At 58.5% G+C, this 21,306-nt stretch carries 18 protein-coding genes and 1 tRNA gene; 6 read left to right on the forward strand and 13 right to left on the reverse strand.

Annotated features, from left to right (window positions below):
* Positions 1–9: 9 nt before the first annotated feature.
* From C795_RS0102420 to C795_RS0102450, 7 genes are read right to left on the reverse strand one after another with little or no spacing between them, the layout of a single operon-like run.
* A complete protein-coding gene (locus tag C795_RS0102420) occupies positions 10–1,179 on the reverse strand; it encodes a M20 metallopeptidase family protein (RefSeq protein ID WP_017792168.1) in 1,170 nt (389 codons plus the stop codon).
* Positions 1,180–1,218: 39 nt separating this feature from the next.
* Positions 1,219–2,535, reverse strand: coding sequence for a type I glutamate--ammonia ligase (locus C795_RS0102425; RefSeq protein WP_017792169.1), 1,317 nt, complete (start codon positions 2,533–2,535; stop codon positions 1,219–1,221).
* Between the two features lie 18 nt (positions 2,536–2,553).
* Positions 2,554–3,441, reverse strand: a complete 888-nt coding sequence (locus C795_RS16785; RefSeq protein ID WP_083879105.1) for a MurR/RpiR family transcriptional regulator — start codon at positions 3,439–3,441, stop codon at positions 2,554–2,556.
* Positions 3,442–3,444: 3 nt separating this feature from the next.
* Positions 3,445–4,479: a branched-chain amino acid ABC transporter permease gene (locus C795_RS0102435; RefSeq protein WP_017792171.1), complete on the reverse strand. Its 1,035-nt coding sequence runs from the start codon at positions 4,477–4,479 to the stop codon at positions 3,445–3,447.
* A complete protein-coding gene (locus C795_RS0102440; protein WP_017792172.1) occupies positions 4,476–5,351 on the reverse strand; it encodes a branched-chain amino acid ABC transporter permease in 876 nt (291 codons plus the stop codon). The genes C795_RS0102435 and C795_RS0102440 overlap by 4 nt, the downstream gene beginning before the upstream one ends.
* A gap of 2 nt (positions 5,352–5,353) precedes the next feature.
* The gene (locus C795_RS0102445; RefSeq protein ID WP_017792173.1) at positions 5,354–6,097 is read right to left on the reverse strand and encodes an ABC transporter ATP-binding protein; all 744 of its coding nucleotides are present in this window, start codon (positions 6,095–6,097) and stop codon (positions 5,354–5,356) included.
* Between the two features lie 5 nt (positions 6,098–6,102).
* Complete coding sequence (locus C795_RS0102450) at positions 6,103–6,825, reverse strand: ABC transporter ATP-binding protein (protein ID WP_026139393.1); 723 nt, start codon at positions 6,823–6,825, stop codon at positions 6,103–6,105.
* A gap of 256 nt (positions 6,826–7,081) precedes the next feature.
* On the opposite strand from C795_RS0102450, the gene C795_RS0102455 reads away from it, so the two are divergent.
* Positions 7,082–8,224: an amidohydrolase family protein gene (locus C795_RS0102455; RefSeq protein WP_017792175.1), complete on the forward strand. Its 1,143-nt coding sequence runs from the start codon at positions 7,082–7,084 to the stop codon at positions 8,222–8,224.
* 62 nt (positions 8,225–8,286) lie between these two features.
* On the opposite strand, the gene C795_RS16430 is transcribed toward C795_RS0102455, so the two are convergent.
* The 4 genes from C795_RS16430 to mftD are packed head-to-tail and all read right to left on the reverse strand — an operon-like array spanning position 8,287 to position 13,577.
* Positions 8,287–9,531 (reverse strand): ABC transporter substrate-binding protein, encoded by a 1,245-nt coding sequence (locus tag C795_RS16430; protein ID WP_017792176.1) that lies wholly within the window; start codon positions 9,529–9,531, stop codon positions 8,287–8,289.
* Positions 9,532–9,584: 53 nt separating this feature from the next.
* A complete protein-coding gene (locus tag C795_RS0102465; RefSeq protein WP_026139394.1) occupies positions 9,585–10,886 on the reverse strand; it encodes an aspartate aminotransferase family protein in 1,302 nt (433 codons plus the stop codon).
* Positions 10,887–10,942: 56 nt separating this feature from the next.
* Complete coding sequence (locus C795_RS16790) at positions 10,943–12,367, reverse strand: GMC family oxidoreductase (RefSeq protein WP_083879106.1); 1,425 nt, start codon at positions 12,365–12,367, stop codon at positions 10,943–10,945.
* Positions 12,368–12,392: 25 nt separating this feature from the next.
* Positions 12,393–13,577 (reverse strand): pre-mycofactocin synthase MftD, encoded by a 1,185-nt coding sequence (mftD, locus tag C795_RS0102480; RefSeq protein ID WP_026139395.1) that lies wholly within the window; start codon positions 13,575–13,577, stop codon positions 12,393–12,395.
* 215 nt (positions 13,578–13,792) lie between these two features.
* On the opposite strand from mftD, the gene C795_RS0102485 reads away from it, so the two are divergent.
* From C795_RS0102485 to C795_RS0102500, 4 genes are all read left to right on the forward strand, one after another.
* Entirely contained in the window at positions 13,793–15,298 is a 1,506-nt protein-coding gene (locus C795_RS0102485) for an aminotransferase class I/II-fold pyridoxal phosphate-dependent enzyme (RefSeq protein WP_017792181.1), read from the forward strand.
* Between the two features lie 108 nt (positions 15,299–15,406).
* Complete coding sequence (locus C795_RS0102490) at positions 15,407–15,853, forward strand: DUF6941 family protein (protein WP_017792182.1); 447 nt, start codon at positions 15,407–15,409, stop codon at positions 15,851–15,853.
* A gap of 60 nt (positions 15,854–15,913) precedes the next feature.
* The gene (locus C795_RS0102495; RefSeq protein WP_017792183.1) at positions 15,914–16,714 is read left to right on the forward strand and encodes an HAD hydrolase family protein; all 801 of its coding nucleotides are present in this window, start codon (positions 15,914–15,916) and stop codon (positions 16,712–16,714) included.
* Between the two features lie 4 nt (positions 16,715–16,718).
* Entirely contained in the window at positions 16,719–17,873 is a 1,155-nt protein-coding gene (locus tag C795_RS0102500) for a glycerate kinase (protein ID WP_017792184.1), read from the forward strand.
* A 147-nt stretch (positions 17,874–18,020) separates the two neighbouring features.
* Here the strand turns inward: C795_RS0102500 and C795_RS0102505 are convergent, their stop codons facing one another.
* Together C795_RS0102505 and radA are read right to left on the reverse strand one after the other, a co-directional pair.
* Positions 18,021–19,517, reverse strand: coding sequence for a malate:quinone oxidoreductase (locus tag C795_RS0102505; RefSeq protein ID WP_017792185.1), 1,497 nt, complete (start codon positions 19,515–19,517; stop codon positions 18,021–18,023).
* A gap of 94 nt (positions 19,518–19,611) precedes the next feature.
* Positions 19,612–20,973, reverse strand: coding sequence for a DNA repair protein RadA (gene radA, locus C795_RS0102510; RefSeq protein ID WP_017792186.1), 1,362 nt, complete (start codon positions 20,971–20,973; stop codon positions 19,612–19,614).
* A gap of 130 nt (positions 20,974–21,103) precedes the next feature.
* Here radA and C795_RS0102515 point away from each other — a divergent pair.
* Positions 21,104–21,192 (forward strand) — tRNA-Ser (locus tag C795_RS0102515).
* Positions 21,193–21,306: the final 114 nt, after the last annotated feature.

Genomic DNA, 21,306 nt, shown 5'->3' on the forward strand with positions numbered 1-21,306 from the left:
ACCGCTATCTCATTTGACCAGCTGTTCATAGGTGGCTCTCAATGACACCGCATAGGCCATCGCCATCTGATAAATTGAGGCGTCCTCGGGAAGGAACCTTGATGAGTGCAATGGCGGATCATCTGGGCTCTTGTTTGTTCCAACGAACATCATGAGCCCTGGGAATTTCTCAGTGTAGTAGGAGAAGTCATCAGCCCCGCAAGAGCGCATCGGCTCGACTACCGTAGCTCCAAATTCCTGCAGGGCAACGCTAACTGCATTCGCCACTCTCGGGTCGTTGTACAACACAGGCTCGCCCTGAATCAGTTCGACCTCGCCGCTGCAGTTGTAAGCCTCCGCGACCTCACTTACTATCCTGGTCAACGTGAGGTAGGCCGTTTCACGATCTGTAGCATCCATCGTACGAATAGTGCCGGACGCAAACGATTCCGAGGGCAAGACGTTAGCGACGCTCCCAGCGCTCAGGTTGCCAAACGAGAGGACCGCCGGGCGCATTGGGTCGAGCGTTCGACTCACGACGGTTTGAGCAGCACCAATCACTGCCGCCATGGCCACGATTGAGTCGTCGGCCTGATGCGGATACGCAGCGTGCCCGCCGGACCCTCGAATCATAATGCGAAATTCGTCTGACGCTGCGTTGACCGCACCTGCCCCCACAGCAATCCCACCTGCCGGAATCCGTGGATGCACATGGGCGCCAAACATGCTGTGCACATCATGGCGCTCCAGTATCTCGCTTTCACTAATGTCTCGCGCCCCCGACGGATACGCCTCCTCCCGAGGCTGGAGGACCAGCAAGATTGCGAACGGCAGCGGAGTTCGGATCGCGGCGCGAGCAATTGCAAATGCGGCCGCCATATGGATGTCATGTCCGCACGCATGCATAGCGCCGTTCGTTGATGAGAATTCCGCGCCAGTATCCTCCACGATTGGCAACGCATCCAGCTCTGCCCGCACACCAATTGCTGGCCCGTCGGCAGGCCCAATCCGTACGACTCCACCGGTTTCCGCTACGGGTTCCCAGGTTGGATTCCCGAGCTCCTTCAAGATGAGATCCCGCGTCTCACTTTCGTTGCCCGAAACTTGTGGCGACTGATGAATTTGCCACCGCAGTTGCTGAGCACGCGGCATTTCCTCGAGGACTGCCTCAAAAAACTGAGCCCACAGATCGCTCGTCATAGTCTTTTTGCTCTTCCTTCCGAAGCGATAGCTTCGGGCTTAGTACGCTTCGGCGTACGCGCGGTAGCGATCATCGGGGTCAAGGGCTGATGTGAATTCAATTTCAGCCAGTTTGACCACTCGGAACGTTTCGAGGAGTCGGCTAGGCAACCAACTCATGACCGTTTCATTTGCGAACAGTCCCTCAATGGCCACCTCAAGGGTGGAAGGCATGACTCCGTAGGTCGCAGCATCGAGGGTCTCCTGCGCAATCTCGGACAGGTCTCCTGACAGTACGGTAGGTGCTGCCAATTCTTCGGTGATTCCAGCCAGTCCCGCACGAATCAACACGCCCAGTGCAATCCATGGGTTTGAAGTGACATCAGCGCCTCGATACTCGAGGTTGTACTGCTTGTCGTGGTTCGCGCCTGGAGTGTTAAAAAGGGGGCAAATCCGAAGCAGAGCTTCGCGATTGTTTTCTCCCAAGAACATTCCGCCGACACTCCAGCGGCCCGGAGCCAAGCGCTCATATGACACTGCAGACGATGCAGTCAACACCTGGAGGGCTTCCGCATACTTCAAAATTCCTGCCGCGAACTTTCCCGCGGTTTCAGAGAGCCCGCCGGGACGGGACTTGTCAAAGGTAACCGGGGTCCCCGCAGCGTCAGTCAGACTCAAATGAATGTGAACACCATTACCCCCACCGTCCTCTTCGACGATCGGGCTAAATGTGGCTTCTTCCCCTTGCTCACGAACGACGTTTCGCACGATTTCCCTCAGCAAGATGGCGCGGTCCGCGGCTACCAATGCTGGAGCAGGGGCAATTGTGACCTCCCACTGACGATCACCAAATTCAGGAAGCCACATCTCTGGTTCAAGTCCAGCGTCCCGAAGCGCCTGAAGCACCTTGGACCCCATAGGCTCATATGTGAGCAATGATTCGAGCGTGAATGGCTTGTTTCCAGGGACGCGATCCGCGTCCCGAAGCATAAACTCGTGCTCAAATGACGAGACGACCCTCAGTCCAGTTTCGGCTTCGAAATCGCTCACCGCGTTGCGTAGAAATGTCCGGGGGCAGCAATCCCACGCACTCCCATCCGGGTTCACAATGTCGCTCAGCAGAACGGTGACCGCCTGCCCGCCTCCCTCGTTGGTGACCTCTGACTGCGTCGAGGGGTCAGGAATCAGGCGAGTGTCACCAATCGACCCGAACGGGTTTGGCGTAATAATTCTCCCAAATGGATCCAATGCGAGGTTCCCTGGCACCCAACCCGAGCCGGATCGTTTGTAAGCCTCGATCTCATCAGCAGGAAATGCGCGCCCCCTCACCTGGGCCACAAGGTCACAGGTGAGGATCGCAGCAACGGGAGTAGTCATTTGATTTCCTTAATTGATCTATTCGTCGACGGCGGCAATGCCGTCGATATTTTTGTCATGTAGAAGTTCTTCAACATCGTCATAGCGCCGCACACGTTCAACGGGGTCCGTCCCCAAGGCATCGACAAGAGATGCAATGAGCGTCTCCACAAGTGCAAATCCCGGGGTCATCGAATCGAAAGGTGACGCTGCAACCACCGCATTCGTGAGGAGGTAGTCAGAGTGTCGAGCCGCTGGCGACAGCCACGGGTCAGTAATCAACACGGTGCTTGCTTTTTGTGCCTTCGCCTGCCGAACGAATGCCACGGTCGACTCTTGATACCGGCGGTAGTCAAACGCGAATACAACGTCCTTCGGACCAATATCGAGAAGAGCAAACGCCCTGTCCTGCTGAGACATCTCGACATGGTTAATGTTTGGGCGCAGATGCCGCAAGTGCATCGAAAGGTACTTGGCGAGGAGAATACTAAAGCGACCACCGGTGGTCCAAACTCGACGCTTCGCATTTGAGAGCAATGCAACGATGGCTTCGAAGTCTTCAATTGCAAGGCCAGAAAACGTTGCGTCAAGTCCTTGGTTCATAACTTGCTGTGATCGTTCAACTACCCCGTTAGAGCTTGCCGCAGTTGTCGAACGGGCATACATTGTGGCCGGCGAAGACGTCCGCGCAGCGATTTCTCCATGCAGGAGCTTCTGCATATCAGGGTATGAACCAATGTCCAGCTTTGAGAGCAAGCGGAGAACTGTCGGAGCACTCACATTTGCACGCTCCGCAAGCCGGTTCACGGGCTCGAGGCCGGCCACAGGGTAGTCCGCCAGTAGCGCGCGTGAAACTCGCTTTTCTGCGGGACTGAGTTGTTCATACGAACGCTTCAGAACTTCAGCAAGTGTCATTGGTTCATCCATGAACTAGTTACCTTTCACACCAAGTTTTGGCCGCCCGAGCTCTCGAATCCCCATGATTCCGGTCGGTGCCTTGATCAGGACCAGGATAAGGATTGCGGACAGAACCAGGTCAGTCACCCCACCGGGAAGCGCATATCCGCCCGTAAATTGTCCATCTTGGAGCCGTCGGAGGACTTCTTGGAGCACGCTGATAGACAGCGCTCCTACGACCGCACCGCTTGTTGACAGATAACCACCGATGACGATCATCATGATGAACCCAAAGGTCAGCGACAGGAAGAAAGTCCTTGACGAGAATGTTGTGAGGAATGCCGCATATAAGGCGCCTCCAGCGCCGCAGACTGCCGCACTGAGCACCCAAGCAAGGGCTCGGTGCCGTCCTATCGAGATACCAGAAGCCAGAGCCGCCTCAGGGTCTTCTCGAGAGGCCCGCAGCTGCAGACCACTACGGCTGTTCTTATACATCAGCGCGACGACCGCAGCTACTGAAGCACAGACAAAGACCACGAGGGGCGTCGTTGCCTTCGGGATGCCGATCATTGCCGAGGAGCCACGGGTCACATCGGTCCAGGAATTGATGACGGTGAACGTAATAACCAACAGTGCGAGCGTTGCGATTCCAGATTGCAAGCCACTCAGTCTGGCCATTGCTGGGGCAGTGAGCAAGGCATAAGTTGCTGCGCAGGCTGCCGCGACAAGGATTGCCACCGGGAACGGAGTTTCGATGTCCTTGAGGAACACCAGACCGTCAGGAAGCTTCGAAAACATAGAAGCTTTTATGCCTTTGGGGATCGTAAGAAAGGCAGTCACATAGGCGCCAATTGCCATAAATGACACGTGCCCGAACGACATGATTCCTGAGTTGCCTGAGTAGATGGACAAACCGATGACCACCACTACCGAGATAAGGGCACCAATTGCGACGCGCTCAATGATGGGGTCTGTAAGCACCCCCAACAGAGCTACTACCCCAATAATGGCGACCAGAAAGGCACCCGTGATGAGGTTCTGAGTTCGATTCTGACGGTAGAGCTTCATGACACACGCACCTTTACTCCAGACAACAGACCCTGGGGTCGGATTACGAGGATCCCAATCACAGCGGCATACAGGAAAGCGTCCCGGAATGCGATGAGATAGGTAGGGAGGAAGGTCTCAAGAAGCACGGTTGCCATTCCGAGCAAGAGCCCGCCAAGTGCCGCACCTTTCAGGCTCCGCATCCCGCCGATCACAGCACCCACTACACCGATCAACAGCGGCTGGAGTCCCATTTCCGCGCCTACGGCACCCTGCTTAGCGACAAGCACGATTGCAGAAATGGCGGCAATTGCTCCCGAGATTGCAAATGCGCTCATGATCACAAATGATCCTTTAACGCCCAATACCTTTGCCATCTCGAAATCCTCAGCTGCGGCACGCAACTGCATTCCCAAACTGGTCCTCTGCATTGTGACTGCAAGAAGTGCAATCATGGCGGCGCTGAGTACAAGAGTCAGTATTTGGAGCATGCTTATTCGTGCACCAAATATTTCGACTGAATGCTGCAAGAACGGCTGTGGCGGAACCCCTTGTACTTTGGGCAGAGCCGTCATACGTGCGATCGCCTGTAGAGCGGAACTTACTGCGAAGGATGCGATCATCAGCGTGACAGGGTCAGCATTTCTCAGTTTCCGGAACGCAACCCGCTCGGTAAGTACAGAAATCACAATTCCAACGAGAATCGCAAGCGGCCAACTGATCCACCAAGGTGACTCGCGAAAAATCAACAATACGATTGCCGCGGACATGATGATCTCGCCATAGGCAAAATTCATGAGCCCCAGGATGCCAAAGAGCAGAGCAATTCCCAGGGTGAGGAGTGCGTAAAACGTACCAAGACCCAGCATGTCGACTACAAGTTGAATCCACATGGTCAAAGCTCCTTGTCTTCAGGTCGACCCAACGGGGAGAAGCCGAGGTACTCCACCACTTCCGCGTTCGCCGCAAGCTCTTCAGCGTTGCCGCTGCCAATGATTCGGCCTGGCGCTTGAACCACATACGAACGGTGGGAAATAGCGATCGAACGAACGGCATTTTGTTCAACCAACAGGATGGTCATACCTTCGGCGTTGAGTTGAGCAATCACGTCAAAAATCAAATCAACAATGATTGGCGCAAGCCCCAAAGTAGGTTCATCGAGCAGCAGGAGATTGGGTCGGATCATAAGCGCCCGTGCAATGGCAAGCTGCTGCTGTTCACCTCCCGAAAGCAGGCTCGCGCCTCGTGACCAGTACTTGCGGAGAATGGGGAACCTGTCCAGTTGTGCCTCAATATCTGCGTCAACACCGGCCTTATCCTTTCGAGAAATGGCACCCAGCCGAAGATTCTCCCCCACGGTCAGCGTCCCAAACACTCCTCGATCCTCGGGAACATAGGCGATCCCAGCGGGAATACGTGCGGCCCCCTTCGCTGTAAGGTCGAGCGCACCGTAGGTAACAGCGCCGGAGAGCGGTGAAACCACGCCAGCGATCGTCTTTAGAACTGTGGACTTACCCGCGCCGTTCTGGCCCAGGAGTGAAACAATTTCACCTTCCTTGACCGAGAATGAGGCTCCTTGGACAGCGACGATGGACTTTCCGTAGCGAACGAACAGATCACTGACTTCTAATGTGGTCATCTTCGCTACCCCTTTCCGAAATAGATCTCAATGACCTTCGGGTCTGTGCGGATGGTTTCCGGGTCGCCCGTGATGACCGTTTCACCGCTGTCGAGCACATGCAGTCGGTCACAGGTGCCCATAACCACTGCCATATCGTGTTCAACGAGAAGCACTCCCAGCCCACGTTCCCTGGCGAATGAGGCGATTATCTTCACCAGTTCGAGCGCTTCAGCTTCATTCTGACCAGCGGCTGGCTCATCGAGGAGCAGATACTTGGGCTGCAAAGCGATTGCACGAGCAATTCCTACGCTGCGGACTTGCCCAGCAGGCACGGCGTCTGCTCGCACTTCGGCGAGTGCTTCAAGCCCAAGCTCGGCAATGGTCTCGATTGCGACTCGTCTTGCATCTTTGCGCCGCATTCCAGAGCCGAGACATGCAGCTTCAACATTTTCGGCGACCGTGAGCCGTCCAAAAACTTTGACGCTCTGAAAGGTGCGAACAAGGCCAGACCTGGCTCTGCTTCGGATTGACCTGCGGGTGACGTCCACACCATCGAGAATGATTCTGCCGGCGGACGGCCTCAAGACGCCGCTCAGCATGTTGAGCGTTGTCGTTTTACCAGAGCCATTGGGCCCGATGAGGCCAAGCACTTCTCCTGGCTCCAACCGAAGACTCACGCCATCGACAGCTCGAACCCCGTCAAAATACATGCCACCATCTTGCAGAACTAGGGCTTGGTCAGTCATCGTGCACCGCCCTCAAGCCATAGGCGAGTGCCCCACCCGCAGGTTTGCCACACATCATTATGCGGTCTCCATTCCGATCCAGGGTCGGGTCATTCCGCCCCAAAAGCATCTACCATAGATAACAAGTCTGAAATATCATGAAGCATATGTAACAAGAAGTACAAGCTGTAATTATCGTACCGTACGTTACATTTAACACACAAGATCAATTTATCTATTAGTTTCTTCTATCGCCTTATCTCGCGAAAGGACCCAAATGTCGGAGCAGACACTTGCTGATCGCATTGAATCCATGCCGCTTGTCGATCACCACATGCACAGCGTTTTACAGCGCGGCGTTAGCAAACTCGAATTCGAGCAATTGCTGACCGAATCAGCAGAGCCGCCCCCTACAGGCACGACGCATTTGGATTCGCAGGTAGGGTTTGCGCTTCGCCGCCACTGCGCACCCCTACTCGGCTTAGAGCCCTTCGCTTCCGTCTCGGAGTACCTCGAGCGACGAGATCAGCTCGGTCACGAAGAGGTCGCTCGACGCCTTCTTCGATCTGCGGGCGTTTCGACTTCGCTTGTTGACACGGGAACAGTTGGCGGCGAGTCAGAGTTAGCAACGAACGCCGAGTTCGAACTCCTCGCATCACATCAGACTTTCGAAATCGCGCGGCTTGAATCTTTGGCGGAAACCTTGCTCCTGAGCTCCACTCCGGACGAGAACTTTCCTCAAGCATTTCGCGATATTCTGCTGACAACCAGTGGGCTTGTGGTCGGGTATAAGAGCATCATCGCCTATCGCTATGGGTTCGATTTCACGCCAGAACGACCTTCAGACGAAGAAGTCATCGAAGCCGTTCGCACGCTAAATGCGGACGGAAGAACTCGACTTTCACACCCCGATGTCCTGAGATTCATCCTCTGGGCCGGTGTCGACACAGGCCTCCCCGTCCAGCTTCACGTCGGTTACGGAGATGCCGATCTCAACCTCTCGCGCTGCAACCCCGCCCTTCTGATGCCTTGGCTGCGCTTACTGACCAAGGACAACTCCCCCATCATGTTGCTGCATTGCTACCCATTCCAACGGGAAGCCGGCTACCTCGCCCAGGTCTTTTCTCGCGTATATTTCGATCTCGGGTTGGGTATCAACTACTCAGGTGCCGCTTCGTCAGCAATCATCCGAGAGGGCCTCGAGCTTGCCCCGTTTACGAAGCTGCTCTATTCGAGTGACGCATGGGGACTTCCAGAGCTCCATGCTCTTGGTGCCCGCCTCTGGCGCTCCGGCCTCACGAGTGCGTTACTAGAGTTTGTGAACCGCGGAGAGTGGTGCGAAGCAGATGCAGTCCGAGTAGCTGCACTTGTGTGCACTGAGAATGCGCGGCGAGTCTACGGACTGGATGTAACCCGGTAGAACGCGGCTGAGCCCGGCACCTAGAAGGTGCCGGGCTCAGCCGCGTCCCGCCATCTGATTGTTTAGGCTGCGCAGGGGTTGCCATCGCCGAGGTCGGGAACTACCTCAGCCGTGTGCTGCTCTACGAAAATCGCCTTGCCTTCTTCAACCTTTACGATCGACATAGGGAAATCGATGATCTTGTGGCAGGTTTTCGAGAAGTAGGTCATTTCACCAATAGGGGTGTCGACTGGACCGGCCAGCTGGAGCGCATCCCGAATTGCGGGACCATCGTTCAGGTCCGCACCGGTGAGTGCGTTCTGAATCGCGAGCATCAAGTTGTACCCCAACAGCGCGTAGGAGCTGGAGGGCCCTGCTCCAGTCTCTTTGCTGAAATCAGCTACGAACGCGTTCAGGTCTTCCTCGGTTGAAGCGCCCGAGCAGTATTCATAGCAAGCAAATGCCGTGTAGTACACGTCATTCGCGTTGCCCAGAATGTCTAGAAGCGTCTGGCCATCCAATGCGTTGGGCCCAACGAGTGGAACGTCAATGCCCGCTTCGCGAATCTGTTTCATCGCCGTCGCTCCCGCGGGGTTCCAACTTGCAACATAGATGAAGTCAGGCTTCTCCGAGAGAGCCTTGATGCTAGAAATCTGAGCGCTCACATCGATATTGTCACCGCCCGGAAAACTATCGGTGCCGACGATATTTCCGCCAAGTTCTTCGAATGCACCGACAAAGTAAGCGCCCGCGGACTTGGTGTACTCAATGCTTTCATCCTGGAGGACATAGGCATTCTTCCAGCCCTGATCGAAGGCCCAAGACGCACCCACGGAGCCTTCGACATCGGTGCCAGCGTTGCCACTGAAACTGAAGTCGCCGATGGTGGTCAGGTCTGCCGTCTTCGGGTCGCCTGCACAAATCGAGATTGCAGGAACCTCTGCAGCTTGAGCTGCGATCAGCGCTGGTGAGCTCAGATCAAAATCGCAAGGTGTCACGATGATGTCCACGCCGTCCTGCAGAAACTCCTGCGCGACCACACCAACGGTCTCTGGATCAGATGCAACATCCTTCTGAATGACCGTAATCTTCTTGCCGTCGATTCCACCGGCGGCGTTGATCTCATCAACGGCAAGGAGGGCAGCGGCGCCTGGTTCTACGTCGAACCCAGCCATGTTTCCGCTTTGCGACAGTGCAAAGCCAATCTTGATGCCCTCAGCATTATCATCGCTGCTTCCGGTGCTTGACGAACACCCCGCTACGACAAGTAGTGTCAGTGCGGCTCCAGTGGCGACAATGCCACGGATTCCTTTTGATTTCCAATTCATATTCTCAATCCTCATTGTTGGTAATGCAGTGGGTGAACTGAACTCACGTTGGGTCAAATAGAAGCTGCAGCGGCGAACGCGCCGCGTACGGCATCGATCGCAGCATCAATGTCGTCGTTGGTCGTCGAGGCGTTGAGACGCCGGTCGCCTGTGGCCGCCGTGGTTTCCAGAACTCGCTGCTTCATCAGTGATTGCTGGTATGCGGCGTAACGATCTGTATTTACATCGAGAGTGTCACGGAAGTTTCGTGGCGCTTCCGCACGGAAATAGACTGCCCACTCAGAGCCGAGTCCCGTCACGACCGCTTCAACTCCGGTGTCGACGATGGCTCGGGCGTATCCTTCGCGAAGACGCTCTCCGAGTTCATACAACCGACCAATGGTGTTCTCGCTTTCCATAATGTCAAGCGTCGCGTTGCCCGCAGCCATCGCGTATGGATTGGCGTTGTACGTGCCGTCAATTGTCACTTCGTTCTGGGCGTAGGCACCCAGATGATCCATAAACTCGTCGCGCCCTGCCAAGCCCGCCAACGAAAAACCGTTGGCAACTGCTTTACCAAAAGCGGTGAGATCCGGGGTGACTCCCGTTACTTCCTGAATGCCACCTAGCGCTGCACGAAAGCCAGTCTTCACCTCGTCAAGGACGAAGATCGTGCCGTGTTGCGTGCAAAGATCCCGCAGGAGTTCCAGAAATCCCGGTGCTGCGGCCACACATCCGTAGCTGTGCACATAACCTTCAGCGAATGCCGCGGCAAGCTCTGCACCATGCGCGTTGAACGCGGCGCGCAGACCTTCAGCGTCGTTCCATTCGACTACGATCACATCACCAGTCACGGCGGGGTGGAGCCCCGCACTATTTACAGTGTTGAGGGGAGATTCTTTGGTGAGCCCTGCTCGAGAGCCGCCAACAGCCACATGGTCACTCCACCCGTGGTAGCTTCCGTGAAACTTCAGAACTTTCATGCGCCCAGTTACTGCGCGGGCAATATGAGAAGCATGCATTGTCGCATCGGTTCCCGACGTACAGAAGGCTACCTTTTCGGCAGACGGCATGAGTCTGGTGATCTTTTCACCGAGCTCAACTTCGCCCAGCTGTGGCCCTACTCCAGTGAGGTCGCAGGTGTTCACCGATTTGTAAACTGCATCATTGACCCGGGAGTCTGAATGCCCGAGCACAATCGGCCCCCAGGCGTTGAGAAAGTCCAGGTACTGGTTCCCCTCGCGATCCCACATGTAGGCACCTTTGGCCTTGACAAACACTTGTTCGAAGCCAAGTCGGTGCCCCGACGACGCTCCTCTGGGAATAACCTTTCGGGCTTCCTCCCACTGCTGGAAAGACGGTGTTTCAGTCGACATGTGTCGATCCTTTCGTTCGCAAAACTACGTTGTTTAAGTTCTCGGCCCAAGCCTTGCTATACCAGCGCGCCGCTTCGATACGCTGCGCTCATCCGTTCGGCGAGCATGACAACCGGCAAATGAGTATTCGCGCTCGGCACCTCCGGAAGAATCGAGGCGTCCCAGATCGAAAGCCCTTCGAAACCGAAGACATTTCCTAGTTCGTCAACGACCGCGTCCGGGTCGTTGGCCTGGCCCATCCGAGCCGTGCCTACTGCGTGGAAGTAGTCCCCCACGTATTGAGACAGCCATCTTTCAAAGAACTCGTCGTCCTCGATCGCTGAGAGTGGCGTGCCCTTTTCATCAATGAACACCTCTTCAACTATCGGCGCAAAGGCTTCACCGCTGAGTACTTTCGCGACCGCGGCAAGTGCCTCACGCATGGCCTTTTTATCATCCGGGTGCGCAAGCATCTCCTCGTCAACGATGGGCGGCGCAAGTAGATTCTTGGGATTAAGGCGCAACGACCCCACAGACTTGGTGCGCATCACTGCTGCCATGAGTAGTCCGTGGGTTCCGGGTAGCAGCTCCCCATGAAGGGGAAGAAGATGGATGTCTCCTGTTCCCACTGAGGACGAAAGTCGCATCACCGCACCGATACACGGAATCTCTCGATTTGCTTCACGGCATTCTGGCGTCATCGTGAAATAGACCGAAGCCGCTGGATGGTCCTGGAGCCCACGTCCGATTCCTGAATGTGTCATACCGCTGCGGAGGAGAATACTGGGCGTCTCAAAGGTGCCTGCACAAAGGATTACGCGATCTCCACGCAGTTCCTCTCCCCCGACGAGCACGACGCCCACAACCCTATTGCCGTCAAACATGAGCCGGTCAACTTGGGAATCGGGTCGAACGATTAGGTTCTCGCGTGCACGAGCTGGTTCGAGCCATAGCTCCCGTGAGGAACGTCGACCTTCCCGATCAGCGGTGCGGTAAAGCAGAGCACTCCCGTCCTCGGCTGTGTAGGAATCCACTGACTCTGCAAGTCCCAGCACACGACCTGAAGCTAACAACGCTTGATCCACAGGAGTCTGTTCTTCTTGCGTGGACCGAGTGAGGGTCGACTGAAGCTTTGCAAACCAGGGTTCGACGTGTAACCAAGACCACCTACTCAGACCGTACTGGCTTGCATAGTTGTCGTAATCAGACGGAAGTCCGGGCAGCGCGAGCATCGCGTTCGTAGAGGCGGAACCGCCAACGCCGCGACCTCTCTGGTACAGCAGCCGCTTACCACCGTGGACCTTGCTCGCGAATAGGTCCGGATAAAATGCTTGCCTGTGTTCCAACGCATCAAGCCAGTTCACTGACAGTATCTCAGCGTCACCACCCTGGTCGGCACCTGCATCGAGCAAGATGACGTTCCTGTCCCCGTCTTCGGAGAGCCGAGCGGCAACGGTGCATCCCGCTGATCCAGCACCAACAATGATTACAGTTTCAGTCACGATATTGCCTTCTGGAGTTAGTCAATTACTGGGTTGGCGGGACAAAGAAGCCTTGATTGAGCACCATCAAGTCGTCTTTCGTAAGGTCATGGATTGAGGCCTTCCCAATGCCATACAACGTTTCACGAATGCCGTTCTTCAGGATGTCGAGGACTTCGTATACCCCCGCTTCGCCTGAGACAGCCAGCCCGTACAAGTAAGCCCGTCCAATGAAGACAGCCTTCGCCCCAAGAGCAACTGCCTTCACCACGTCAGACCCACGCCGGATACCTCCGTCCGCCATAACATCCACTTGGTCTCCGACGGCGTCCACGATGTAGGGAAGGTATCTCAGCGGCGAAGGGCTGCCATCAATGTTGTTGCCACCGTGGTTCGAGATAGATATGGCATCGGCGCCCAGATCTACCGCGAGCTTTGCGTCCTTGATGGTATTGATACCCTTCACCATGAAGGGACCTCCCCAAAGCTCACGGATCCATTTGATGTCGTCCCAAGTCGGGGCAGGAGTCCGCTCAAACTCACCCCAGGCTGCCCCGAAATACGGCACGTCGTTTTTGTCTCTGCCCCAAAGGTTGGGCACCTTTACATCCGGTATACGCCCCCGGATAAGGAACTCAGAAAGCCAGCGCGGTCGTGCGATCGCGGCAGGTGCAAAACTGGCCATCGTTTTCAGACCCATGTTCGACGGAGGCGCCGGCGGCACGCCCCAATCACGGCGCGGTGTATGTGACCAGTCAAGCGTCACAATGAGCCCTTTTGCTCCTTGTTCTTTTGCATCCATGACACGCTTTTCAATGTCAGCTTTGGACCCAACCCAATAGAGCTGAAAGAAAATGTCCTGGTTCACTTTGAGAAGGTCGGTCAACGGATCAGTGGCCCATGAGCTGAGACCCATCGCAGTACCTTGGCGGGCAGCTGCCGAGGCAGCTGCAACTTCACCGCCAGGGTGAATGGCTTGAGCACCAACCGGTGAAACGATAACTGGAAAGTCAATCTTGGTACCCATGATCGATGTACTCATATCGAATGAGGTGGGTCGGTTAAAGATCGTCGGAGAGAACCCCAACTCATCGAATGCGCGTACATTATCAGCCGGAGTGAGGCCCTTCTCATTGCCGGCCTTTACTGCGAGCCACACAGGCTTGGGTAGGCGACGTTTGGCCATGCGTTCAGCCTCAGCAAGGTTCTTGAAAGGAACTCGAGTGCTCATGTCTTGCTTATCTCCATTGATCTAATACGTGGCGACCAGAGTCGCTTCGACGGCTTCGTCTTCCCCACACTTCATCGAACAAACATTAGATTCAGGTGGCCTGATGACAACTATCTACTATTAGTTAGAGTTTTTCAAGACCTACATTTGCTTGAGAACGTTCTGAAATGTAACATTTGTGAAACTAGGTGTTGTTCCAACGATGGAGGCCAGCAATGACGCGCACACCACTAGACCAGTCGACCACTCCCTATGCCAGCGCACTTCAGGCGCAGGCAGCAAAGGTATCCGTCAACCTCATGGTCCCGGGCCACGGCGCAACTTCCGAGGGGCTCGCATCAGAGCTCGCAGACTTTTGTGGCGAGCGGGCGCTAGCCCTCGATATTCCACCGCTGATCAACGGCATCGATGTCGGGCCAGCTTCTCCGCTCGTCCAGGCCACGGAGTTGGCTGCTGAAGCATGGGGGGCCCAGAAAACTTGGTTCTTGGCAAACGGCGCTTCACAAGCTAACCGCATGGCAGCTCTCGCCATTGCCGGCTTAGGTCGAGGAGACTCGGTCATCGCGCAACGCAGTGCTCATTCCAGCTTTACCGACGGTGTAATCCTGGGAGATCTCCTTCCCCTCTTCGTTATCCCCAGCATCGACACGGCCCGCGGGATCAACCACGGCGTGCATCCCGATGCTCTGCATAGTGCTCTCACCAGCGCAGAGAATGATGGCATCCCGGTCTCAGCCGTCTACATCATCAGCCCAAGCTATTTCGGCGCTGTCGCCGATGTGACAGGGCTCTCCCGCGTCGCCCATGAGCATGGCGTACCACTTGTCGTTGACGGGGCTTGGGGTCCACATTTTGGTTTTCATGAGGATCTCCCTGAGTCACCCACACGTCTAGGAGCAGATCTCACTGTTTCAAGCACGCACAAACTGGCAGGCAGCCTCACTCAATCAGCTATGCTCCACCTCAGCGACGGACCCTTCGCCAACCGGCTCCTTCCACTCCTGGAACGGGCCTACATGACCACTCAAACCACGAGTCCAAGCGCGCTTCTCCTCGGATCTTTGGACATTGCGCGACGCTCGATGGCGACGGGGCACGACCTCATTGGAGCTAGCATCGTTGAAGTCGAAAAGTTCAGGGATCAAGTGCGCGCCAGCGACACATACACAATCATCTCTGACGGTTTCTCCGATTTTGATGACATCATCGCCCATGATCCCATGCGCGTATCAATCGATGTGTCTGCAACAGGTTTGAGCGGGCACAAGATTCGCGACATTCTTGATTCCGAGTTCGATATTCATCTTGAGATCTCAACTGCTCAAGCCGTCGTAGCTTTCATCGGCCCCGGCAAATTTCCTGATCTCAATCGCTTCGCCAATGCGTTGCTTGAGATAGCGAGTCGTCTTGATCCTCACCAGGTCCCGCCGGCACTAGATTTTCCCCCGTTACCCCAGCCTGGGCCGATGATCATGCGACCGAGAGCAGCTTACTTCTCGCAGTATGTGACGATACCGGCGGATCAGGCAGCCGGGCGTGTGTCTGCAGACGCGCTGGCCGCCTATCCGCCCGGCATCCCCAATGTCATTCCTGGCGAGGCAATCACTCCGGACATGATTAAGTTCCTTCAGCAGGTAGCAGCCTCGCCGATCGGCTATGTCCGTGGAGCTCTCGACAGCAAAGTCTCACACTTCCGAGTCGTAATCGAACCGGGAGAGTAGCTACACAGCTCGGCGACACAGACGCCGGCTCGGCCCGTGTCCAGAGCACAAGGCAGTTGTTAAGGCCCCCCGGTAGAGTTGGGAACACTACAATCTGGGGAGACATTAATGCGGGTGGCAGCAGCTTTTCTGGCGGACGCGGCGAATGTGCGCGAGGGTACGCTCGGCGTGCTCTCGGGGTTCATCAACACGATCAACCGCGAGGAGTTTCCCGCACCACTCGGGGCCGCCCTCGTAGTGGTCGTCGAGTACGACGAGACCGAGGCCCGACGCGGCGAGCAGCAACGCACGTTCAGGGCTCGCTGCGAGCCCGCGGTCGGTGGCGCCGAGATCTTCAATCTCGACGGCACGTTCAGCCTCGGCGCCTCGAGCGATGCGTTTGGCTACATTCCGATGGTGTTCTCGCTGCACGAGGTCGAGGTCCCCATGACCGGCAGCTACCGCATCGTCTTCGAAGGCGAAGGGCTTGAACGTGTCGACGTGCGGTTCTACGCCAACGCGACCAATCTGCCAGATCTCGACGACGAGCTGGCCCCCAATAGCGACTCTGAATAGCAGCGCCAGCGACGCCAGCAGCGCCAGCCACCATCGAAGAAAGTGACCTCCCCCACCACCATGACCGCGTCAGTTCCCCTGCCAGTACCGCAAGCACTGCCTGCCCTCGTCGCATTCGACCTCGACGACACCCTCGCCCCCTCGAAGTCCCCGGCGCCCGAGCGCATCCTCGCGGCCCTCGCAGGTCTGCTCAAGCGCACGAGCGTCGCGGTGATCTCGGGCGGCAACTTCGAGCAGTTTGAGATGCAGCTGGTGTCGCGGCTCGACGCGTACGCCGACCTCGACGAGTCCGATCTCGAGCGCCTGCACCTGCTGCCCACCTGCGGAACCCGCTACGAGCGCCGCGAAGACGGCCGCTGGGTCACGGTCTACCAGGAGAGCCTCACCACAGACGAGCGCGACCGCGCCCTCACCGCACTGCGTGAGGAGGCCGAACGCCTGAACCTCTGGGAAACCGAGACCTGGGGCGACGTGTTGGAGGATCGCGGCTCGCAGGTCACGTTCTCGGCTCTCGGCCAGCGCGCCCCCGTCGCAGACAAGGCCAAGTGGGATCCCACGGGCGACAAGAAAAACACCTTGCGCGCGGCCGTCGCCGACCGGCTCCCCGACCTTGAGGTGCGCAGCGGTGGTTCGACATCGGTCGACATCACGCGTCGCGGCATCGACAAGGCGTACGGCATGCGCAAACTCGAAACGCTCACCGGCATTGCGCTCGACGACATGCTCTTCATCGGCGACCGTCTCGACCCCGACGGCAACGATTACCCCGTCAAGGCGATGGGCGTCGCATGCCATGCGGTCGACGGCTGGGAGGACACCGCCGCCTATCTCGAGCAGCTGCTCGCGGCGACCGCCGCGTAATTCCGTGCGCATCGTCATCGCCCCCGACAAGTTCAAGGGTTCGCTGAGTGCTGACGCGGTTTGCGCTCACCTCGCGGCCGGCATCACGGCCGCACTGCCGGGAGCCCGCATCGATGTCGCGCCCATGGCCGACGGCGGCGAGGGAACGCTCGACGCCGCCATTTCGGCGGGCTTCGAGCGCATAACCCGCACGGTGGCGGGGCCGCTCGGGGCCCCGGTGCGCGCGAGCTTCGCGCTGCGCCAGGGCACCGGCTCGCAGCCCGGCGAAGCGGTGATCGAGCTTGCGACGGCCTCGGGGCTGCTGCTCATCGATGCGCCGGATCGCCTCCCGCTCGCCGCCCACACGCGTGGCACCGGCGAACTCATCACGGCTGCCCTCGATGCGGGGGCACGCCGCATCGTGCTCGCCGTGGGAGGCAGCGCCTCGACCGATGGCGGAACGGGCATGCTCCGGGCACTCGGCGCCAGCTTTCTCGATTCCTCGGGGCAACCGCTACTAGACGGGGGCGGAGACCTCCCTCGACTCCACAACATCGACTGGTCGGGTCTCGATCCGCGCATTCTCGATACGGAGTTCGTGCTCGCGACCGACGTCGATCACGTGCTCACTGGGCCTCACGGGGCGGCTCGGGTCTTCGCCCCGCAAAAGGGTGCCACGCCCGACGAGGTCGAACTACTCGAGCACGGGCTCGTGCGCCTCGCCGCGGTCCTGCGGAAGCAGTTCCCCGAGGGTCCGGATCTCGCGCAAGCCCCCGGATCCGGTGCCGCGGGTGGGGTCGGTTTTGGCGCAATGGCGGCGCTTGGCGCCGCCCGCCGCCCCGGGGTCGACGTCGTAGCCGAGGTAACCGGGCTCCCGCGCCTCATGCAGTGCGCAGATCTTGTCATTACGGGCGAGGGCTCGTTCGATGCCCAGAGCCTCGGCGGCAAAACTCCGGTGGGGGTGCTGCGCCTCGCGCAGGCTGCCGGGGTGCCCGCAATCCTCGTAACCGGGCGCAACCTGCTCTCCGACACGGAGCGGCAAGCGACCGGGTTTCTCGCGAGCTATGCGATCGCAGATCGCGATCCGGATCCTGACTCGTGCATGAACTACGCCGCACGCTATCTCGAGCAGATCGGCACGGAGATTGGCACCGAGATCGGTCGTACGCTCGCCGGTTAGCGAACAGGTTCAGTGCGGCGGCTCACGCCATGCTCACGAGTCACTATCGAAATGACGAGAGGGTATCCAAATCGCGTGATTTGGATACCCTCTCGTTATTTCAGTACGTTCTCGTGGAACGCAACCGCAGTCGTGCGGCTTGCAAGACTACTTCGCGTCGACCTCGACCGGGGTCAGGCCGAGCACCTCAGCGGTGTGCGCGAGCGAGGCCTGTGCGCCTGCCAGGTCGCTGTTGAGGCCCTTGCCGAACGCGGGGATCTGATCCTTGAAGGTCTTCTTCCACTGCCTCTCGAACTGCTCGGGGAAGCACTTCGCCAGCACGCCGAGCATGGCGTGCACTGCGGTCGAGGCGCCGGGCGATGCTCCGAGCAGACCCGAGATGGTGCCCTCGCCACCGACGATGACCTCGGTGCCAAACTGCAGAACGCCACCCTTTTCGGGATCGTTCTTCATGACCTGTACGCGCTGACCGGCGGTGATCATCTTCCAGTCACTCGTCTGAGCGCCCGGCATGTACTGGCGCAGCGTGTCCATCTGCTTCTCGCGGCTCGCGAAGACCTCGGATACGAGGTACTTCTCGAGCGAGAATTCGGTCAGGCCCACCTTGATCATGGGGCCCAGGTTGTGTGCGCGGATCGAGCCGGGCAGATCCCACCACGAGCCACGCTTGAGGAAGTTGGGGCTGAAGCCAGCGTAGGGCCCGAAGAGGATGCTCTTCTTGCCATCGATCACGCGGGTGTCGAGGTGCGGTACCGACATCGGGGGCGCACCCACCGCAGCCTTGCCGTATACCTTGGCGTCGTGCTGGGCGACGATCTCGGGGTCGTCACACATCAGGAACTTGCCACTGATGGGGAACCCGCCGAAACCCTTGATCTCGGGGATGCCCGAGCTCTGCAGCAGCGGCAGTGCGCCGCCGCCGGCACCGACGAAGACAAACTTCGCGTTGACGACGTTGGTGCCGTAGCCCGAGCGGTTGCGGGTGAAGATGTCCCACGTGCCGTCTTCGCGGCGACGCAGCTTCTGTACCTCGGTGTTGAGGTTCACGCCTGCGCCCTGCTCGGACATGTGATCGATGAGTTGACGGGTCAGCGCACCAAAGTCAACGTCGGTGCCACTCGTCGAGCGGGTAGCCGCGAACACGTCGTCCTTTGCGCGGCGGTCGATGAGCAGCGGTGCCCACTCGGCGATGACCTCGGGGTCGTCGCTGAACTCCATGTCGGAGAACAGCGGCTCGCTCTTGAGAATGTCAAAACGGCGGCGCAGGTATTCGACGTTCTCGGCGCCGCGCACAAACGTCATGTGCGGGGTCGAGTTAATGAAGGAGGAGGGCTCGCTGAGAATGCCGCGCTCGACGAGCGTTGACCACCACTCGCGTGAGAGTTGGTACTGCTCGTTGATGTCGATGGCCTTGGCTGGCGACATGGCGCCGTCCTTGCCCTCGGGCATGTAGTTCAGCTCGCAGAGTGCTGCGTGGCCGGTGCCGGCGTTGTTCCAGCCGTTCGAGCTCTCCGTCGCGACCTCACTGAGGGACTCGAATACCTCAATGGTCCAGTCAGGCTGTACCTGCTGAATCAGGGTTCCGAGGGTGGCGCTCATGATGCCACCGCCAACAAGGGCGACGTCTACCGTGTTCTTACTCACGATCTCTGAGTCTACTCGTCATTTCTGGGCTCGAGACCAAGTCTCTCGATTTCGAAATATTCTTGGGCCCGAACAGAATCCACATTGAGCCGGATCATTCCTCCCCCTGACTCGACTTCTTATCGGTGCGCGTGGGCAAGTTGGCGGCAGCACACGCCCCTTCAATGGTTTCGGTTGCCGCCGCAATGACCTGCGTATAGCCGAGACGCTGCGCCTCACGACTGCGTTGCGCCTCACCGCTCACCGGTCGCACCTGGGCCGCCAGGCTCAGTTCACCGTACGCGGCGACGTTGCGCGCGAGGGGCACGTTCTTAAACGAGGAGAGGATGGCAAAGGCGATCGCGAGATCGGCTGCCGGCTCAGAGAGTTTGATCCCACCCACGGTGGAAACATACACATCCTGGTCGTGCAGCTGCACCCCAAGGTGACGTTCGAGCACCGCGAGAATCATGGCCACGCGTGATGGCTCGACACCACTCGTCACCCGACGCGGGTTAGGCGTCGAACTTTTGGCCACGAGCGCCTGCACCTCAACGGGGAGCGCGCGCCGGCCGTCAATCATCACGGTCGGGCAGGTGCCACTCAGCACCTCGGTGCCGGTACTCAGAAACAGGCCGCTCGGGTCGGGCACCTCGGCGATGCCGCCGCCCGTCATCTCAAAGCAGCCAACCTCGTCGGTGGGGCCGTACCTGTTCTTCATACTGCGCAAGAACCGCAGCGCCGTGTGACGGTCACCCTCAAAGTGACACACGACGTCAACGAGATGCTCGAGCAGCCTGGGCCCGGCAATCGAGCCGTCCTTCGTCACGTGGCCCACCAGAATCACAGGAATATCGCGTTCCTTCGCCACGCGAATCAACGCTGCCGCCACCTCGCGCACTTGTGAGGGGCCGCCTGGGGTGCCCTCAATCTGGTCGCTCGCGAGCGTTTGCACCGAGTCGACCACCACGAAGTGCGGCTTCACCTGGTCAATGTGCCCCAGCACGGTCGCGAGATCCGTTTCGCTCGCGAGGTAGAGCTCGTCGTGCAGCGCCCCGGTGCGCTCTGCGCGCAGCCGGATCTGCCCAGTCGATTCCTCACCGCTCGCGTACAGCACGCGCGCCCCCTGGCCGGCGACGTGCGCCGCGACAGCGAGCAGCAGCGTGGACTTACCCACTCCAGGTTCCCCCGACAGCAATACGGCAGCGCCGGGAACGAGCCCACCGCCCAGCACGCGGTCCAGCTCCCCCACTCCCGTGGAGCGGTGGTGGGCCACGTGCCCGGTGAGTTCCGTGATGGGTCTGGCACGCCGCTCCTCAAGGGGTGCCGCGCTCGCGACGGTGCGGGCAAGCGTCGCACCCTTTCGCCCGCGCTCCTGCACGGTGCCCCACTGCTGGCATTCGCCACAGCGGCCCACCCACTTCGCCGCCTGCCACCCACACTCGGTGCATGCGAACGCGTTCGTCGTTTTTGCCATGGCCAGAGCCTAACGCTGGCGTCTGACATTGCCGATGCGGGCCACCCCACCCTCCGCGCGACACGCCCGCACACAAGCACGAAGCCCCCTCGATTCGCACTCAACCCCACAATCACGTATTCTCTTTCTCGGTGACGTGTCCGAGCGGCCGAAGGTGCAACACTCGAAATGTTGTGTGGTTAATAGCCACCGTGGGTTCAAATCCCACCGTCACCGCCACTGAAAACCCCCTGTCCCGCAGGGGGTTTTCTTCTACCCGGCGCCTGTCGCCACAGGTGCGGTCTGCTTCAGCCCACATCTGGCACTCACTCCCGGGTCGCGATGACGCGCATG

The sequence above is a fragment of the Leucobacter salsicius M1-8 genome (assembly GCF_000350525.1).
In the GTDB taxonomy this organism is placed as follows: domain Bacteria; phylum Actinomycetota; class Actinomycetes; order Actinomycetales; family Microbacteriaceae; genus Leucobacter; species Leucobacter salsicius.

Coding starts and splice junctions, on each gene's coding strand:
- C795_RS0102420 (WP_017792168.1), bottom strand. CDS start 1,179: ATGACGAGCGATCTGTGGGCTCAGTTTTTTGAGGCAGTCCTCGAGGAA.
- C795_RS0102425 (WP_017792169.1), bottom strand. CDS start 2,535: ATGACTACTCCCGTTGCTGCGATCCTCACCTGTGACCTTGTGGCCCAG.
- C795_RS16785 (WP_083879105.1), bottom strand. CDS start 3,441: ATGGATGAACCAATGACACTTGCTGAAGTTCTGAAGCGTTCGTATGAA.
- C795_RS0102435 (WP_017792171.1), bottom strand. CDS start 4,479: ATGAAGCTCTACCGTCAGAATCGAACTCAGAACCTCATCACGGGTGCC.
- C795_RS0102440 (WP_017792172.1), bottom strand. CDS start 5,351: ATGTGGATTCAACTTGTAGTCGACATGCTGGGTCTTGGTACGTTTTAC.
- C795_RS0102445 (WP_017792173.1), bottom strand. CDS start 6,097: ATGACCACATTAGAAGTCAGTGATCTGTTCGTTCGCTACGGAAAGTCC.
- C795_RS0102450 (WP_026139393.1), bottom strand. CDS start 6,825: ATGACTGACCAAGCCCTAGTTCTGCAAGATGGTGGCATGTATTTTGAC.
- C795_RS0102455 (WP_017792175.1), top strand. CDS start 7,082: ATGTCGGAGCAGACACTTGCTGATCGCATTGAATCCATGCCGCTTGTC.
- C795_RS16430 (WP_017792176.1), bottom strand. CDS start 9,531: ATGAATTGGAAATCAAAAGGAATCCGTGGCATTGTCGCCACTGGAGCC.
- C795_RS0102465 (WP_026139394.1), bottom strand. CDS start 10,886: ATGTCGACTGAAACACCGTCTTTCCAGCAGTGGGAGGAAGCCCGAAAG.
- mftD (WP_026139395.1), bottom strand. CDS start 13,577: ATGAGCACTCGAGTTCCTTTCAAGAACCTTGCTGAGGCTGAACGCATG.
- C795_RS0102485 (WP_017792181.1), top strand. CDS start 13,793: ATGACGCGCACACCACTAGACCAGTCGACCACTCCCTATGCCAGCGCA.
- C795_RS0102490 (WP_017792182.1), top strand. CDS start 15,407: ATGCGGGTGGCAGCAGCTTTTCTGGCGGACGCGGCGAATGTGCGCGAG.
- C795_RS0102495 (WP_017792183.1), top strand. CDS start 15,914: ATGACCGCGTCAGTTCCCCTGCCAGTACCGCAAGCACTGCCTGCCCTC.
- radA (WP_017792186.1), bottom strand. CDS start 20,973: ATGGCAAAAACGACGAACGCGTTCGCATGCACCGAGTGTGGGTGGCAG.